This is a genomic window from Methylobacterium sp. P5_C11 (assembly GCF_054049775.1).
In genome coordinates this window covers 1-14517 of sequence record NZ_JBFULS010000088.1, presented here as the reverse complement: position 1 = coordinate 14517, position 14517 = coordinate 1, and the positions used below count along the sequence as shown (strand labels likewise).

The 14517-nt window shown below is 65.7% G+C and carries 10 protein-coding genes and 5 pseudogenes; 12 read left to right on the top strand and 3 right to left on the bottom strand.

Annotation, left to right across the window (positions count from 1 at the left end):
• A pseudogene (locus ACXJKQ_RS26710) lies at positions 1 to 187 on the bottom strand (IS481 family transposase); the annotation flags it as partial.
• Between the two features lie 65 nt (positions 188 to 252).
• Between ACXJKQ_RS26710 and ACXJKQ_RS26705 the strand changes: the two are divergent.
• From ACXJKQ_RS26705 to ACXJKQ_RS26680, 6 genes and pseudogenes are all read left to right on the top strand, one after another.
• A pseudogene (locus ACXJKQ_RS26705) lies at positions 253 to 699 on the top strand (chromate resistance protein ChrB domain-containing protein); the annotation flags it as partial.
• A gap of 17 nt (positions 700 to 716) precedes the next feature.
• Positions 717 to 1965, top strand: a pseudogene (locus ACXJKQ_RS26700) (chromate transporter).
• The gene (locus ACXJKQ_RS26695) at positions 1965 to 2321 is read left to right on the top strand and encodes a hypothetical protein (protein WP_457108695.1); all 357 of its coding nucleotides are present in this window, start codon (positions 1965 to 1967) and stop codon (positions 2319 to 2321) included. Before ACXJKQ_RS26700 ends, ACXJKQ_RS26695 begins: the two are co-directional and overlap by 1 nt.
• Before the next feature lie 79 nt (positions 2322 to 2400).
• Entirely contained in the window at positions 2401 to 3315 is a 915-nt protein-coding gene (locus ACXJKQ_RS26690; protein WP_457108694.1) for a DUF1259 domain-containing protein, read from the top strand.
• Positions 3315 to 3800 carry a Rap1a/Tai family immunity protein gene (locus tag ACXJKQ_RS26685; RefSeq protein WP_457108693.1) on the top strand — a complete coding sequence of 162 codons (486 nt, stop codon included), beginning with the start codon at positions 3315 to 3317 and terminating at the stop codon, positions 3798 to 3800. The genes ACXJKQ_RS26690 and ACXJKQ_RS26685 overlap by 1 nt, the downstream gene beginning before the upstream one ends.
• Positions 3801 to 3858: 58 nt before the next feature.
• The gene (locus ACXJKQ_RS26680) at positions 3859 to 4893 is read left to right on the top strand and encodes a Cj0069 family protein (RefSeq protein ID WP_457108692.1); all 1035 of its coding nucleotides are present in this window, start codon (positions 3859 to 3861) and stop codon (positions 4891 to 4893) included.
• A gap of 119 nt (positions 4894 to 5012) precedes the next feature.
• On the opposite strand, the gene ACXJKQ_RS26675 is transcribed toward ACXJKQ_RS26680, so the two are convergent.
• Together ACXJKQ_RS26675 and ACXJKQ_RS26670 are read right to left on the bottom strand one after the other, a co-directional pair.
• Positions 5013 to 6755 carry an ethylbenzene dehydrogenase-related protein gene (locus tag ACXJKQ_RS26675; RefSeq protein ID WP_457108691.1) on the bottom strand — a complete coding sequence of 581 codons (1743 nt, stop codon included), beginning with the start codon at positions 6753 to 6755 and terminating at the stop codon, positions 5013 to 5015.
• Positions 6756 to 7052: 297 nt separating this feature from the next.
• A complete protein-coding gene (locus ACXJKQ_RS26670; RefSeq protein ID WP_457108690.1) occupies positions 7053 to 8114 on the bottom strand; it encodes a DMT family transporter in 1062 nt (353 codons plus the stop codon).
• A gap of 587 nt (positions 8115 to 8701) precedes the next feature.
• On the opposite strand from ACXJKQ_RS26670, the gene ACXJKQ_RS26665 reads away from it, so the two are divergent.
• The 6 genes and pseudogenes from ACXJKQ_RS26665 to ACXJKQ_RS26640 form a co-directional block, all read left to right on the top strand.
• The gene (locus ACXJKQ_RS26665) at positions 8702 to 8914 is read left to right on the top strand and encodes a hypothetical protein (protein ID WP_457108689.1); all 213 of its coding nucleotides are present in this window, start codon (positions 8702 to 8704) and stop codon (positions 8912 to 8914) included.
• A gap of 317 nt (positions 8915 to 9231) precedes the next feature.
• A complete protein-coding gene (locus ACXJKQ_RS26660) occupies positions 9232 to 10215 on the top strand; it encodes a phosphotransferase family protein (RefSeq protein ID WP_457108688.1) in 984 nt (327 codons plus the stop codon).
• Positions 10212 to 11537, top strand: a complete 1326-nt coding sequence (gene eno, locus ACXJKQ_RS26655; protein WP_457108687.1) for a phosphopyruvate hydratase — start codon at positions 10212 to 10214, stop codon at positions 11535 to 11537. The genes ACXJKQ_RS26660 and eno overlap by 4 nt, the downstream gene beginning before the upstream one ends.
• 467 nt (positions 11538 to 12004) lie before the next feature.
• Positions 12005 to 13636, top strand: a complete 1632-nt coding sequence (locus ACXJKQ_RS26650) for an adenylate/guanylate cyclase domain-containing protein (protein ID WP_457108686.1) — start codon at positions 12005 to 12007, stop codon at positions 13634 to 13636.
• A 361-nt stretch (positions 13637 to 13997) separates the two neighbouring features.
• Positions 13998 to 14267, top strand: a pseudogene (locus ACXJKQ_RS26645) (transposase); the annotation flags it as partial.
• A 64-nt stretch (positions 14268 to 14331) separates the two neighbouring features.
• Positions 14332 to 14517 (top strand): annotated as a pseudogene (locus tag ACXJKQ_RS26640) (IS481 family transposase); the annotation flags it as partial.

The following is a 14517-nucleotide window of genomic DNA, read 5'->3' as shown; positions in this document are numbered from 1 at the left end:
CGGTAGAGCGCGGCGTCTTCGGTCCCATCGCCGCGTCATGCACGAAGGCTCGCTTACGCCACTTCGCGACTGTCTTGGGGTTCAGTCCATGCTGGGCGGCAAGATCTTTGAGCGGAGCTTTCGATCGCTGTAGCGTTGCTCTGACCGCGTGCGTGGTCGTGGCGCAGCCGTGAAGAACCTGTCCCATAACGCCTCCCGGTGTGCGGCGGTTACAGCTAAATTGATGCCACCACACCGCGGGACTGCACATCTAAGGTCGACCGCATCGCCTGCCCCTGGTTGATCAGGCGCTTCGTCGATCCCAAGGCGGTGTTCCTCTTCGTTCCAACCGCCGAGGTCGAGGAGGTGGCGCGACGCTTCAACGGAGAGGCGTTCGACATCGACGCGCCCGACGCGTTTTGGAGCCACCGGGGCGAGCTGTGCACCTTCGACGTCATGGTGCAGGAGCTAGGGTTAGCCACGCCGCCGCTCCTGCACCTCGCCACGCTGGTTCGCGGCGCTGATACCGCCCGGCCGGACCTCGCACCCGAGGCCGCGGGATTGCTCGCCGCCTCGCTCGGCTTGTCGCGGATCTACGCCGACGACCTCGCCCAGCTCGATGCGGGCATGCTGCTTTACGACGCCTTCTACCGCTGGTGCCGTGACGCAACCGACGAGGGTCACAACTGGCCGATCAACAAGCCTCGGTCGGGGGCTTGATCGTGGGCAGCGCCGTCATGGATGCCGCGTCACGCGCGGCGGAGACTCCGGTCGTACCGCCCGCGCCCGTCACCCTCACCGAGGCGCTGCCCGTCTGGACCCGCATCGCCGCGCTCTCGTTCGGTGGCCCGGCGGGACAGATCGCCGTCATGCATCGCATCCTTGTCGAGGAGCTGCGCTGGATTTCCGAGAGCCGCTTCCTGCACGCCCTGAACTTCTGCACGCTGCTGCCTGGCCCCGAGGCGCAGCAGCTCGCGACCTATGTCGGCTGGCTTATGCACGGCACCCGCGGTGGGCTCGTCGCGGGCGGGCTGTTCGTCCTGCCGGGCATCGTCGCCATCATGGCGCTGAGCTGGATCTACGCCCTCTACGGCAACGTCGGGCTCATTGCCGGCCTGTTCTTCGGGCTGAAGGCGGCCGTGCTGGCCATCGTGCTCCAGGCCGTGATCCGCATCGGCAAGCGAGCGCTCAAGGGGCCGGTCATGGTCGGGCTCGCGGCGGCGGCGTTCGTGGCGATCTTCTTCCTCGATGTGCCCTTCCCGCTGATCGTGCTGACGGCCGGCGTCATTGGCTATCTCGGCGGCCGGGCCGGACTGCCGCAGTTCAAGGCCGGCGGGCACGGTGCCGGCGGCAAGGCCGTCGAAGGACCCGTCCTCCTCGACGACCACGAACTCCCGCAGGAACGTGCGGCTGCAGGGCACACGCTGCGGATGCTGCTGACCTGGGGTGCGATCTGGCTGGTGCCGGTCGTCGCCATCCTCCTCGCCGTCGGGCCGGACGACGTCTTCGCCCAGATCGCGGTGTTCTTCTCGAAGATGCACCCAGCTCGTGGGCTTCCTGGCGGCCTACCGCGCCCCGGGCTCGCTGCCGCCACTGCTGGCCGGTACGCTCGGCGGCCTGCTGACCACCTGGGTGACCTTCGCGCCCTGCTTCCTCTGGATCTTCGTCGGCGCCCCCTACGTCGAACGCCTGCGCTGCAACCGCGCACTCGCCGGCGCGCTCTCGGCCATCACCGCGGCGGTGGTCGGCGTGATCCTGAACCTCGCGGTCTGGTTCGCACTGCACACTGTCTTCGCCAAGACGCGACCGTTCGCAGCCGGGCCTATCGGCTTCGATGTGCCAGTCCCGTCGAGCCTCAACCCGTGGGGGCTCGTCCTGGCGGCCGCGGCGGTCCTGGCGGTGTTCCGGTTCAAGGTCGGCATGATCCAGACGCTCGCGGCCTGCGCCGCGGCCGGCGTCGCCCTGCATCTGGGAGGTCTTGTGTGATGGGAACCGGGCGACGCGCCGCGGCGGTCACCCTGCTCGTCCTGGCGTCAGGTTCGGCGCCCGCCGGCGAGGCGTTCCGCCAACTGACCGCCTCCGAGATCCGGGCGCGACTCGTCGGCAAGGAGGTCACCGACGATGTGCACTGGGCCTACCGCTTCGAGCCGGGTGGTCGCCTGCACGTCGTGTCCCTCGGACGGGCGCGAGACGCACGGTGGCGGATCGACGGAAACGGGCTCTGTCTGGAGGCCGACCGCTGCGTCCAGGTCTGGATGGCCGGCAACCGCGTCGAATTCCGGCGCAGCGACGGCACGTTGCCGGACGAGGGCGTGCTGCAGGTGCCGGCCCGCCGGTCCTGAGGAAGACGAAGCCCGACAACAACCGAGGAGACGACCATGCCGTCGCTTGCTTGCATCCATCGCCGTCTTGGGCGCTCTCGTGACCCGTGCGTCAGCCGTTGAGCCCTGGCAAGACGCCATCGCCACCGGGCTCGGCAAACCCGGAACCGCCATGCCGGGCGGGGTCTACCGCGTCGGCCTGCCCCGGACCGACCTGAAGGTCACCCTCGACGGCGTACAGTTGAAGCCGTCCCTCGCCCTGGGCTCCTGGCTCGCCTTTGTGCGGCACGGGGGCGGGAACGAGGTCATGGTCATGGGCGACCTCGTCCTGACCGAGGACGAGGTGAACCCGGTGATGAAGTGCCTCGTCGAGAACGGGGTCGAGATCACCGCCATCCACAATCACCTGCTGCGGGCCTCGCCGAGCACCCTCTACATGCACGTCTCCGGGCACGGCGAGCCCGGCAAGCTCGCCACCGTCCTGGCGGGGGCGCTGGGCGCCAGCCGGACGCCCTTCGGCAGCGAGACTGCGGGTGGCTCCCCGCCTTCCGGGAAAACCGAACCGGCCTCTGCCGGCGAGGGACCGGTGCCGGCGAAGGCGACCGCGCCGGATCAGGCACTCGACCTCGACACGGCGGCCATCGACGCGGCCATCGGGCGCAAGGGCAAGGTCAACGGCGGCGTCTACGCCGTGAGCGTGCCGCGCTCCGAGACGCCGAAGGATCACGGCATGACCGTGCCCGAGGCCATGGGCTCGGCGATCGCCATCAACTTCCAGCCGACCGGCGGGGGCAAGGCAGCCATCACCGGCGACTTCGTCCTGACGGCGGACGAGGTGAACCCGGTCATCAAGGCGCTGTGGGAGAGCGGCATCGAGGTCACCGCGCTCCACAACCACATGCTCGACGACGAGCCGCGGCTGTTCTTCATGCACTTCTGGGCGAACGACGACGCGGGCAAGCTGGCCAAGGGCTTGAGGGACGCGCTCGACCAGGTGAAGGTCGCGAAGGGCTGATGCGCAGGGGCGTCGCCATGGTGACGATGTCGGTGAACTCCAGGCGGCGGTGCCTCGCGGTCGTCGTGGCGGCCGCAAGCACCGTCTCCCTTCTGGCAACGGTTCCGCAAGCGAGCGCCGCCGGATGCGAGGGCACGTCTTGCACCCTGGATCAGGGTAGCCAGGGTGCCGGTGCCCCGGCGGTGCCGCCGGCCGCTTCGGTCGACATCCGAGAGAGGCGGTCGGGGGACCTGTACCGCGTCTGCCTCGCCGAGCGCGGCGAGGCCTCGGGCTGGTGCAGCGCCTACCTCATGGGTGTCGCCGACACGCTGGCGGCCTTCGGCGATGGCGGCGACAAGGGCGGGATCTGCGCCGCCGACTACACCATTGAGGCTCTGGCCGAGACGTACATGACCTGGGCGCACGCCAACGAGGCGCTGCTTCGGACCGACATGCTGGCGGGGGCCAGCCTCGCCTTCCGGCAGCGCTGGCCCTGCGGGGGGTAAACCGAGCGCGCCCACCTCTCGCTCTAGAGCCGCCCCAGCCATCCTCCCGGTGCTGACGATGACTGTTCCAGGTCGGCATCCCTTCAAGGTCGCCGTCGTCTGGCGCGGCGACGCCCAGGCTCGGGCCGCGACGCGTCCGGAGACCCGCCGGTTCGCGGCGGTGTTCGCCGCTTTGGAGCGGCACGGGCTCGCCGGCGAACCCGCCGTCTGGGTCGAGGGACAGGCCGACGTCCTGCTGGCCCAGCTACTGGCTGTCGATGCGGTGCTCGTCTGGGTGAACCCCGTGACGAAGGACACCGGCGAGGACCGAGGCGCCCTCGACGCGCTGCTGCGGGAGGTCGCCGCCGCCGGGATCCTCGTCAGCGCCCACCCTGACGTGATCGACCGGATGGGCACCAAGGAGGTGCTGTACCGGACGCGGGAGATGGGCTGGGGAACGGATACGCATCTCTATGCAAGCTGTGCCGCCCTCGCGGCGGCGTTCCCCCGGCGCTTGGCCGAGGGGCCGCGGGTGCTGAAGCGCAGCCGCGGCAACGGTGGCATTGGCGTGTGGAAGGTGGAGCGCGCCGCCAGCGCGGAGGAAGTCCTGGTTCAGGAGGCGAGCGACAGGAGCCGGCGCATCGTGCCGCTCGACGCATTCCTGGCGCAGCGCGCCTCCGACTTCGCGGCGGGCCTCACCCTCGTCGACCAGCCGTTCCAGATGCGACATCTGGAGGGGATGGTCCGCTGCTATGTCAGCGGCACGCAGGCGGCGGGGTTCGGCACCCAGCTCGTCACTGCCCTGGCGCCGCCTGAGCACGGACGGGCGCCGCCGCGCCTCTATTCCGGACCGGAGGACGAGCGGTTCCAGCGCTTGCGATGCCTGCTCGAACAGGACTGGATACCCGAGATGACGAACCTGCTCGGGTTGAAGCTGGAAGACCTGCCCGTCATCTGGGACGCCGACTTCCTGCTCGGGCCGAAGGATGCCGGCGGCGAGGACACCTACGTGCTCTGCGAAATCAACGTGAGCTCGGTGTTCCCGATCCCCGATGAGGCGCCTGACGTCCTGGCTGCGACGACGCTCCGGCGGCTGGCCGACGCTCACAGGTGATCCCTAAAGGTTACCTGCGGTACGATGCACGAAGTCGATGTTTCGAGCACGACGAACGCGCCCGGGACATTTCGAACAGACGTCGATCCATAAGCTTCCTCTTCGACCGGGACCTGGCTTCAACGTACGTCCATGACGACCGGCCGCGTGTGCCGGGTATGTCGGGTCTGGGTATGATCGAAGACGCCGACCCACATGTAGAGGTGGGTGCCGGGGACGAAGGATGCGTCGTACTTGCTCTCCGACTTCAGGGCTCGGCTGACGATCAATGTCCAATGGCCGTCGCGCCAGTCGGCCGCCCCCTTGAGATCGTAGCGGTCCCCGGAATGGTTACCGGTGATCAAGACCGCCGGCATGATCGTTCCCACCGGCACCTTCGCGTCCGCTTCAGCGGTGTAGTCGACGGTGTCCTGAGGCAGCATCCACCATTTCGAGCCATCGTCCGTCCCGGCGTTGGGGTCGTCGTTCCATGTGCCCATCGCCCGGGTCATGGCGACATGATCCTTCGGCAGCTTCAGCGGTGTGACCGGGCCACCCTTGTAGTCCGCGGGCGTCATGAGCTTGAAATTGTACGTGTAGGGCGTGTCGCCCGGATCGCCCCAGTAACCGGCCTGATATCGGTTGAGCTGCGCAGCCTCGTTCTGCGTCGGCTGTCGGGGCGGGCCGATATACATGTCGTCGACCTCCCCGAGCAGGCCGCCGCGTGAGGCCTTCCACTGCCACATGTCGACCATATGGCCGTCCGTGTAGTGGAGCCCGCGCCCGTTGCGCGAGCCGGGGAAGTCGGGATGCGGCTTCGGCCCGAGATGGGAGACACCGCCGGACCCGAATGCGTCGCTCGTGGAGAAGATGACGGYGAACTTGTCTTCATAGAACGTGGTGACGTCGTCGATGAACGGGCTGTCGCCCAGCAGGTGCCATCCGTCCTCGCGCTTGATCATCGGTAGCCGTCGGGTCGATCTGGAGGGATCTTCCCACCGGAACGCGAAGTAGATGCGGGCCTCGTCCCGAACGGCACGGATCTCGACGGTCGACTCGCCAGATCCGTCCTTCAGGTTGATGCCCTGCATCGTCCGGATCGTCACCGGACGAGCGGTTTTCCAGACGTCGTCGTCGAGGAGCTTCGCGAGATCCGGAGCGCGGTTGACCGGTCGGACGTCGAGGTGGTCGCGTGTCGCGACGTCGACGGCCGCGAGACCGGTGATCACCGGTATGCCGACCAGGGACGCGATCAGGAGGGGCTTGCGAGAAGCCGCAGCGCTGGTGAGCGCTGCTGGACGAAACAACCGGAGCAGTTGTTGCCAGCCGCCGTACAGGAAGTGGGTGGTCATGTGGATCGCGATGTAACCGAGCGCGATCAGGGCGCAGGTCGCATGCAGCCAGACGACCCACCCACCGAAGCCCAGATAGAGGGCGATCCCCGTGCCGGTCATGATCAAGACGACGGCATAGATGAACCAGTGCAGCAGCACGTTGACGCCGCCCCAGCGTGCCTTTCGAGCGGCGGCTGTAGACCCGGGCAGCGCGAGAGCACGCATCCTGCGCGGCGCGTTGCGATCTAACAGGCCCCCGAGCACGAGGTACAGGACGTAGGCGGTCAGGCAGAAGAATAGCGCGAGGCCCGCGAGGAAGTGCACGGTCCAGACTTCACCCTGCGGAAGGATGGGCGCGATCCACTTGGCGAACACGGCCGTGCGGGCGTCGGCCGAGATGCGCAGGCCGGTGAACAAGCTCGCCACCATGGCGACGACCGTCAGCCAATGGATAACGATCGTACCCAGGTCGCTGCGAGGCTTCGAGGTGGAGTTTGCCTGCGATGGGGCTCCGGAGCGAAGTTCGGCTGGAGCCACTGCCTTGTTCATCCACGTAGCTCTCAAAAAGCGATTTGACATCGATTCGAGCGGCAGGATGAAGATGTTTCGTTAACGAATTTTCTCACATGCCTTCGCGGCTATTGCTCGGGTCGCAACGGGTCGGGTTCTCTCGCTTCGACGAGACTGATCACTGCCGGTATCTGCGGTGGTTCTCGCCGCGGCCGCGGGTTTTGGACCAGAGAAAGCGCTTGAGTTCCGCAACCTCCTCAGGCTGGCGGGCGCCAGCCGACGTTCTGCACGCAACGGCCCTGCTTCTGAAGGGCGCTACAGGATTGGCTCCTGCTCTTAACGATGCCCGTGCCGGTGATGCAGATCGGGATAATGCGGATGGGTGTGCCGCAGCGGCTTGTGCCGGTGCCAGTGCGAGTGTGGTTCCATCACCGGACCGTCATGCTCGTGCTGGTGGTGCTCGTCGTGGACGTGGATGTGCTCGTGCTCCATGACCTCGTGAGCGTGCTCGTGCTCGTGGCGCTCCGCGAGGTGCAGCCACAGGCCGATCCCCATCAGCAGACCGGCCACGACGACCTGGATCGTGACGGGCTCGCTCAGCAGCGCGACGGCAATCACCGCACCGATGAAGGGCGCGAGCGAGAAGTATGCCCCGGTGCGCGCCGCGCCGAGGTGGCGCAATGCCAGCATGAACAGGACGAGGCTCACCCCGACCCCGAGGAACCCGACCACGGCCGCCGCGCCGATCGTAGCAATGGGCGGCACGGTCGCGCCCAGCAGGAGAGCCAGGGCGACATTCACGCTGCCAGCCACCAGACCCTTGATGGTCGCCGTCACCACCGGGTGGGCCGAGGAGAGTTTGCGCGTCAGGTTGTTGTCGATGCCCCAGGCCAGACAGGCCGCGGCGATCAGCGCCGCACCCGCATCGAGGCGCACGCCTTCGCCGTTCCACGACAACACGACCGCACCCATGAGGATGGCGAACGCACCGAGCAGGAGACGCCGATCGACGTTCTCCCGGAATACCATCCACGCGATGAGCATGGTGGCCAGTCCTTCGAGATTGAGCAGGAGGGAGCCGGAGGTGGCCGAGGTGCGCGCCAGCCCCAACATCAGCAGGAGCGGCCCAGCCAACCCGCCGAAAAGTACCACCGCTGCCAGCCACGGCAGATCGTGACGACGCAAAGGAGCTTCCGGCGCCGAGACGCCGAGCATCGCCCGGGCGGCATGCACGGCCGCCAGTCCGCTGCCAGCGCCGAGGTAGAGCAGCCCAGCGAGCAATTGAGGTGGCATCACGCCGAGGAGCAGCTTGGCGACAGGAGCCGAGGCTCCGAACAGCACGGCAGAAAGGAGGGCCAGCGGCACACCCGGCCACAGGTGGGAATGCGATTGCTTCATACCGCGAAACTATCAGGCAGAGCCATGTTCGCCGACCCGCGCTAGTGGCGAGCGTCATGGCCGCTTTCCGCAAGCAGCTGCTACGCACGTCTACGGCTCGCTTGTTCGTAGCCATGCACGAAGCGCAATGGCGTCGCCGATCCAATAGGGCCTGCCCTACTGGAACGATCCGAGCCACGGATCATAAGCGTTCCATGCGGTGGCCTCTAGCTTCTGGAACGCAAAATCGCGAACGTCAGAGATCATTGTGGAGCTCGGCGGGACGGCCGCGGGACAGACACGATGAAGGACTGTTCGGCCATCGCAGCGGCCGCTTCCGTACCTTTAGTTCGCCCCGTAAGCCGCCCTCCGAACATTGATGGTCGTGTCCGCTTGCGGGAAATCGTGACAGCTCACCGAATGACCGGGATGGGCGCATTTCGGACCTGAAGGAAGGGGTGCTGCGGTATCCGCTTCCCAGTTGCCTGACATTCTGGGTCTGATGCTCGTCACCTGCTCAGCTTGGGCCGCCGCGTGTGGCTCGTCCGTGAAGATGCGGCACCGCCCTTCCTTTTGACGCGTTCTTTCAGAGGCAGGAGGCGACCGCGATGACATTGCCCAAGAAGCTAGTCCGCATGCTCGCCGACGAAATCCGGGGTGAGTTCCACCTCACGTTCGAGAACGAAGATGGTGAGGTCTTCCGGGTGCGTGTGACCGAGCAGCAGGTCGCGGGTCTGATCCAAGATTTAGACGAGCTGCTCGGCGATGACGTCGAAAACGAGGATGAGCTTACCGAGCACAAGGAAATGGGGGACGAGTAGCCCGTAAGGTCGGAGTGCCACGCCTTGTATCTTAACCTGACGGACCGGTTTTAGGCTGCGCTGATTAAAGGGATCAGCCGGGTCCGGTCAGGGGTGAATACTGCTATCGTCTGCAACCACGCGCTGAGCCCCTCGGTCCGGGAGCAGCAGGTGTGGGACGCATTGCGGTCCGCCTGCGCGGCGCTGGCAGGGATCGCCCTCGTGGCGCGCGGGCGCCCAGCAGCGTAGCGTCGAACGCGCGATTTGCTCGGATCCCGGTGAGGGTGAGGCTCGGCATGGGTGTGAGTTCGACGTCGCCAGCCGTGGCCGATCCGGCGATGAGCGAATTCTTCAACCGGTCCGGGCTAGTGAAGCCCGGCGAAGGAGTGCGGCTCATACCTCTCACCGGCGGGGTGGCCTCAGACATCTTTCGGGTCGAGGTCGGCGACCGCAGCTTCGTTGTCAAAAAGGCGCTGGCTCGCCTGCGCGTCGCGCAGGAATGGAACGCCCCGGTATCGCGTAATGCCAGCGAAGTGGGCTGGTTCATTGAGGCGAAGCGTGCCGTTCCGCAGGCGGTGCCGGACATCCTCGCGCACGAACCCGCCTTGGGCTTATTCGCGATGACTTACATGGATCCAGCGCGCCATCCGATTTGGAAGGATGAGCTCCGCGACGGCCGGGCCAGCTCTGCCTTCGCCTCGGTGGTTGGCCAAACCATTGCCGCTGTTCACGCGGCGACCGCGCATTCGGCCGACGTAGCCCGCAACTTCGCCAACGATAGGACGTTCCTCGCCATTCGCCTGGAACCCTACCTAGAGGCGACCGCGAGACGGCACGGCGACCTCGCAGAGGAGCTCTGCGCTCTCTCCCGAGCGACGATCACGCGCAAGCTCGTCCTAGTGCACGGCGACATCAGTCCGAAGAATATCCTCGTCGGTTCAGCCGGACCTGTGCTGCTCGATGCCGAATGCGCCTGGTACGGCGAGCCAGCTTTCGACTTGGCCTTTTGCCTCAACCACCTGCTCCTCAAGTGCGTCTGGAAGCGGCAGCACGCGACGCAGTACCTCGCCTGCTTCGATGCCCTGGCGGCCTCCTATCTCTCCGGTGTGCGGTGGGAGGCGTCCGAGGATGTGGAGGCGCGCGCGGCGAGACTTCTGCCGGCACTGTTTCTAGGCCGCGTCGATGGGAAGTCGCCCGTCGAATACATCACGACGGGGGCCGACCGGGAGCGCGTCAGACGAACGGCTCGTCACCTGATCGTGAGCCGTCCGCAGCGGCTGTGCCAAATTCGACGCCACTGGGCCGAGGAGATCCTGCATTGACCGACTTGACCATCACGGCCGTGCATGGACGCAGGGTTTGGGATTCCCGCGGTCGCCCGACCGTCGAGGTCGAGGTGACGTTGGGCGAGCGGGCCTTCGGTCGCGCCATCGCGCCTGCGGGGGCGTCCACCGGCTCGGGCGAGGCGGTCGACTTGCGAGATGCCGGCGAAGCCTTTGGCGGTCTCGACGTGCGCCGCGCGATCGGCAACGTTAAGGGACCGATCGCCCAGGCCCTGGTGGGGATGGATGCGAGCGACCTTCCGGTGATCGACGCGGCGATGATCGCGCTTGACGGCACGCCCGACAAGTCGCGTTTGGGCGGCAATGCCATGGTCGCGACATCCATGGCCGTGCTGCAAGCCCACGCCCGCGCCGTGAAACTTCCGGTCTGGAAGCTTCTGGCCGAAGCGCGGCGGGTGCGCATCCCCCTCCCAGAGATCCAGATCTTTGGGGGCGGCGCACACGCCGAACGGCGCGTCGACGTTCAGGACTTCATGGTGATGTGCCCGAGTGCTGGCTCCTTCGCCGAGGCCCTGGACTGGACGGCCGAGATCTATCGGGCAGCCGGTGTCTTGATGCGCAACGCCGGCAAGCTCCAAGGCGTGGCGGACGAAGGCGGGTACTGGCCTGTCTTCGCTTCCAACGAGGAAGCACTGGACACTCTCGTGCTGGCGATCGAAGCCGCGGGCTTCAAACCAGGCGCTGACGTGGCAATCTCGCTAGATGTCGCAGCGTCCGAGTTCGGTCGAGCAGGCGTTTATACCTTGGCGCTCGACGGCCGGAAGCTGGACACGGGTGAGATGATCGACATGCTCGGACGCTGGCTGCGGGCGTATCCCATCGTGTCCGTCGAAGATCCCGTGGCCGAGGACGACATTGAGGGGTTCCGGGCCTTCACAGCAAGCTATGGCCAGCGCTGCCAGATCGTCGGTGATGACTTGCTGGTGACCAATGCTGAGCGTGTGAAGCGGGCAGTCGGCGATCGCTCGGCCAATGCGGTGCTGATCAAGCCGAACCAGGCGGGAACGGTCACGGAGACTCATGCAGCCCTGCTCGCCGGGCGAGAGTCCGGCTTCGGCACCATAGTCTCGGCCCGCTCCGGCGAGACGGAAGACACCACCATCGCCCATCTGGCGGTCGGCTGGGACGCCGGCCAGTTGAAAGTCGGATCCTTCACTCGGTCGGAGCGCATGGCCAAGTGGAACGAGATGCTGCGCATTGAGGAGAGCATGGGAAGAGAGGCGGTGTTCGCAGGTTGGTCGGCCCTGCCGTTCGGGGAAACTGTTCCGCCAAAATCACGCGGCTTTTCGTTGCCGAGCTGACGGAGCGCGGTCGCAATGAGGGTCGCCGCGTTCGGGCGCAAAGTAGCCGACCGGATCTGGCCGATTGCGGCCGGTCCGCTTTTAAACTGGAAATCGGAAAAGCGGACGCTGCTGTCGTGCACGCTCGCGATCCCATTCAGACCTCCAGCCTGTCCTGGATCTACCCGAGCTTCTGACTAAACCGAGGTGAACGTGGCGCTGGCGCACGCGGCGATCGAACGCGTCCAAATCCATGCGCCAGGCGGCGGAACGGTCCTACCGATTTGGACCCGAAATGGCGAGGCAATCTCGGGCGACGACATCCTGTAATTCGGTGACCTCGGCAAGGCCGCATCTGGTCTGGCCATTGCCAATGCGCCGCCGTTTCAGCAGCCTCTCAGAAAGCACTTCTTTTCAAAACAATGGTAATTCTATATAGGCGATTTGTTCAATATAGACAGCATCTCGGTTCCCTGAGGCCATTGGCGATGTCGAGTTTTGGCGAATCGGTGGCTCGTCATCAAAGATTCATGGGACCACTCCTCGTGGCAGCGATCCTGTTCGGCTTGGCCGGGCTGCCGGTCGCGGTCTGGCTCGACCTGCGCGGCCTGTCCGAGCGCATGCTGGCTACGCAGGCGATCGAAACCGGCCGGATCATCGACCAGATGCGGAGCTTCTACGCCAGCGACGTAGTCCAAGCGGTCAACAGCGCGACTGGCCGGATCGAGACGCGCCACGACTACAAGGGCGTGCCGAACGCGATCCCGATTCCCGCGACGCTTTCCCTGGAACTCGGCGAGCGGATCAGCGGCGGGGACGGGGCAGTCAAATATCGCTTCGTCTCCGACCTGCCGTTCAAGGACCGCAAGCCGCACGAGCTCGACGTCTTCGAGACCCAGGCCTTGGCCGACCTGCGCGCCCATCCACAATCGGGGGTCGTCAGCGAGAACACGGGTTCTATTTTCGACCGCCAGGTGCGCATCGCAGCCCCGATCCGGATGGAATCCGCCTGCGTGCGCTGCCACAACGCCCATCCCCTGAGCCCAAAGACTGATTGGAAGGTCGGCGATGTTCGCGGCATCCAGGAAATCGTCCTGCACCAGCCGATCGTCGCCAACGTCTTCGCCTTCAAATATCTTCTCGGCTACTTTATCCTGGCGGCTCTGGCCGGTACCACCTTCCTGCTTCTGCAGGCGCGCCAATCCCGACTTATCGACCGGATGAACCGAGAGCTGACGGAGTCGAATGGGTTTCTGGCTTCGATCTCGGTGCAGATCGCCAAATACATCTCACCCCAAGTCTACAAGAGCATCTTCAGCGGCGAACGGGATGTGTCGGTGACCACCGAGCGCAAAAAGCTGACAATCTTTTTCTCCGACATCAAAGACTTCACCGCCACCACTGAGCGCTTGCAGCCCGAGGAGTTAACCGCTCTTCTGAACGAGTATCTGACCGAGATGACCGCCATCGCGCTTAAGCACGGCGGTACGGTGGACAAGTATATTGGCGACGCGATACTGGTCTTCTTCGGCGACCCCGATACCATGGGTGTCCGCGAGGACGCGCAGGCCTGTGTCCGGATGGCTATCGAGATGCAGCAGCGCCTCGGCCAGCTGAACGCCCGCTGGCGGCGATCCGGCATCGAGCGCCCGTTTCAGGCCCGGATCGGCATCAACACGGGTTACTGCAATGTTGGCAATTTCGGCAGCGACGAGCGGATGGACTATACGATCATCGGCGCGGAAGCGAACCTCGCAGCCCGCCTACAAGCCGCCGCGGCGCCGGGCGGGATCACCCTGAGCTACGAGACCTACGCATTAGTCAGTGACATCGTTCAAGCGAGCCCGCGTGACCCGATCCACATGAAGGGCATTAGCCGTGAGGTCGTCCCCTACGCCATTGAGGGCCATCTCACCGCGGAGGTCCCGGAGAAAATCTTCTCTGAGCATGCAAGAGGCATCGACTTCTACATCGATGTCGACGCCCTGGAGGCGGAGGGCGCGGCCCGGCTTCGGAAGCGCCTTCTCGATGCGCTCGCGGCCGTCGACCGCCGGATGAGCGGTACGGGCGCCTCGGGCACGTTCCCAGAGCCGGGTGCGCGGCCATCCGCAGCGAACTGACAGCACAGGTGCTGTGCGGCTCCACGTATCTAGCCAAGGTTGCTGCTGGTCGGGTCAAACTCAGCAGCGTGCGATTAGCTGAGCGCGTCGGGCCATCCTCAGCTCGATCGAGAGTTGAACGTGCCGCTGTCACCACGTCCGCTTTCGATACTCCACTGCTTTCGGGACAGCGGTGGCGATGAGCGGGAAGCGGGCGGCCGGTCCTGGCCGTTTGCGGAATGGCTGCTTCGGGGCGTTGGACGGGGAAAAGCGGACACACCGTTATCAACCAAACCTTACCTTAGGGTGTGAAGCGAACCAAGCCATTGCATGGTTTAGCAGTTTGTGATTCCAGGCGGCCGTTTGCGGCCTGGAGGTGACGATGGCGAACCTGTTCTGGCTCTCGGACGAGCAGTGGGCGGTGATCGAACCGTTCATGCCCAGGAACCAGCCCGGACCCGAGCGCAACGACGACCGGCAGGTCATCTCGGGCATCCTGCACGTCCTCACCTCGGGCTGCCGCTGGCGTGATTGCCCGGCGGCGTATGGGCCGCGCACCGCGGTCTACAACCGCTTCAATCGCTGGTCGCGGCGCGGGTTCTGGAAGGCGATGCTCGCCGCGCTGGCCAGGGCCGGATGGGCTGGTGACGCAGCTGTGCAGTCCCGCGGTGTGGTGGCATCAATTTAGCTGTAACCGCCGCACACCGGGAGGCGTTATGGGACAGGTTCTTCACGGCTGCGCCACGACCACGCACGCGGTCAGAGCAACGCTACAGCGATCGAAAGCTCCGCTCAAAGATCTTGCCGCCCAGCATGGACTGAACCCCAAGACAGTCGCGAAGTGGCGTAAGCGAGCCTTCGTGCATGACGCGGCGATGGGACCGAAGACGCCGCGCTCTACC

Bases quoted from the DNA above. Each gene is read 5' to 3' on its own strand.
- ACXJKQ_RS26695 (WP_457108695.1), top strand. From the start codon at position 1,965: ATGGGAACCGGGCGACGCGCCGCGGCGGTCACCCTGCTCGTCCTGGCG.
- ACXJKQ_RS26685 (WP_457108693.1), top strand. From the start codon at position 3,315: ATGCGCAGGGGCGTCGCCATGGTGACGATGTCGGTGAACTCCAGGCGG.
- ACXJKQ_RS26680 (WP_457108692.1), top strand. From the start codon at position 3,859: ATGACTGTTCCAGGTCGGCATCCCTTCAAGGTCGCCGTCGTCTGGCGC.
- ACXJKQ_RS26670 (WP_457108690.1), bottom strand. From the start codon at position 8,114: ATGAAGCAATCGCATTCCCACCTGTGGCCGGGTGTGCCGCTGGCCCTC.
- ACXJKQ_RS26665 (WP_457108689.1), top strand. From the start codon at position 8,702: ATGACATTGCCCAAGAAGCTAGTCCGCATGCTCGCCGACGAAATCCGG.
- ACXJKQ_RS26660 (WP_457108688.1), top strand. From the start codon at position 9,232: ATGAGCGAATTCTTCAACCGGTCCGGGCTAGTGAAGCCCGGCGAAGGA.
- ACXJKQ_RS26650 (WP_457108686.1), top strand. From the start codon at position 12,005: ATGTCGAGTTTTGGCGAATCGGTGGCTCGTCATCAAAGATTCATGGGA.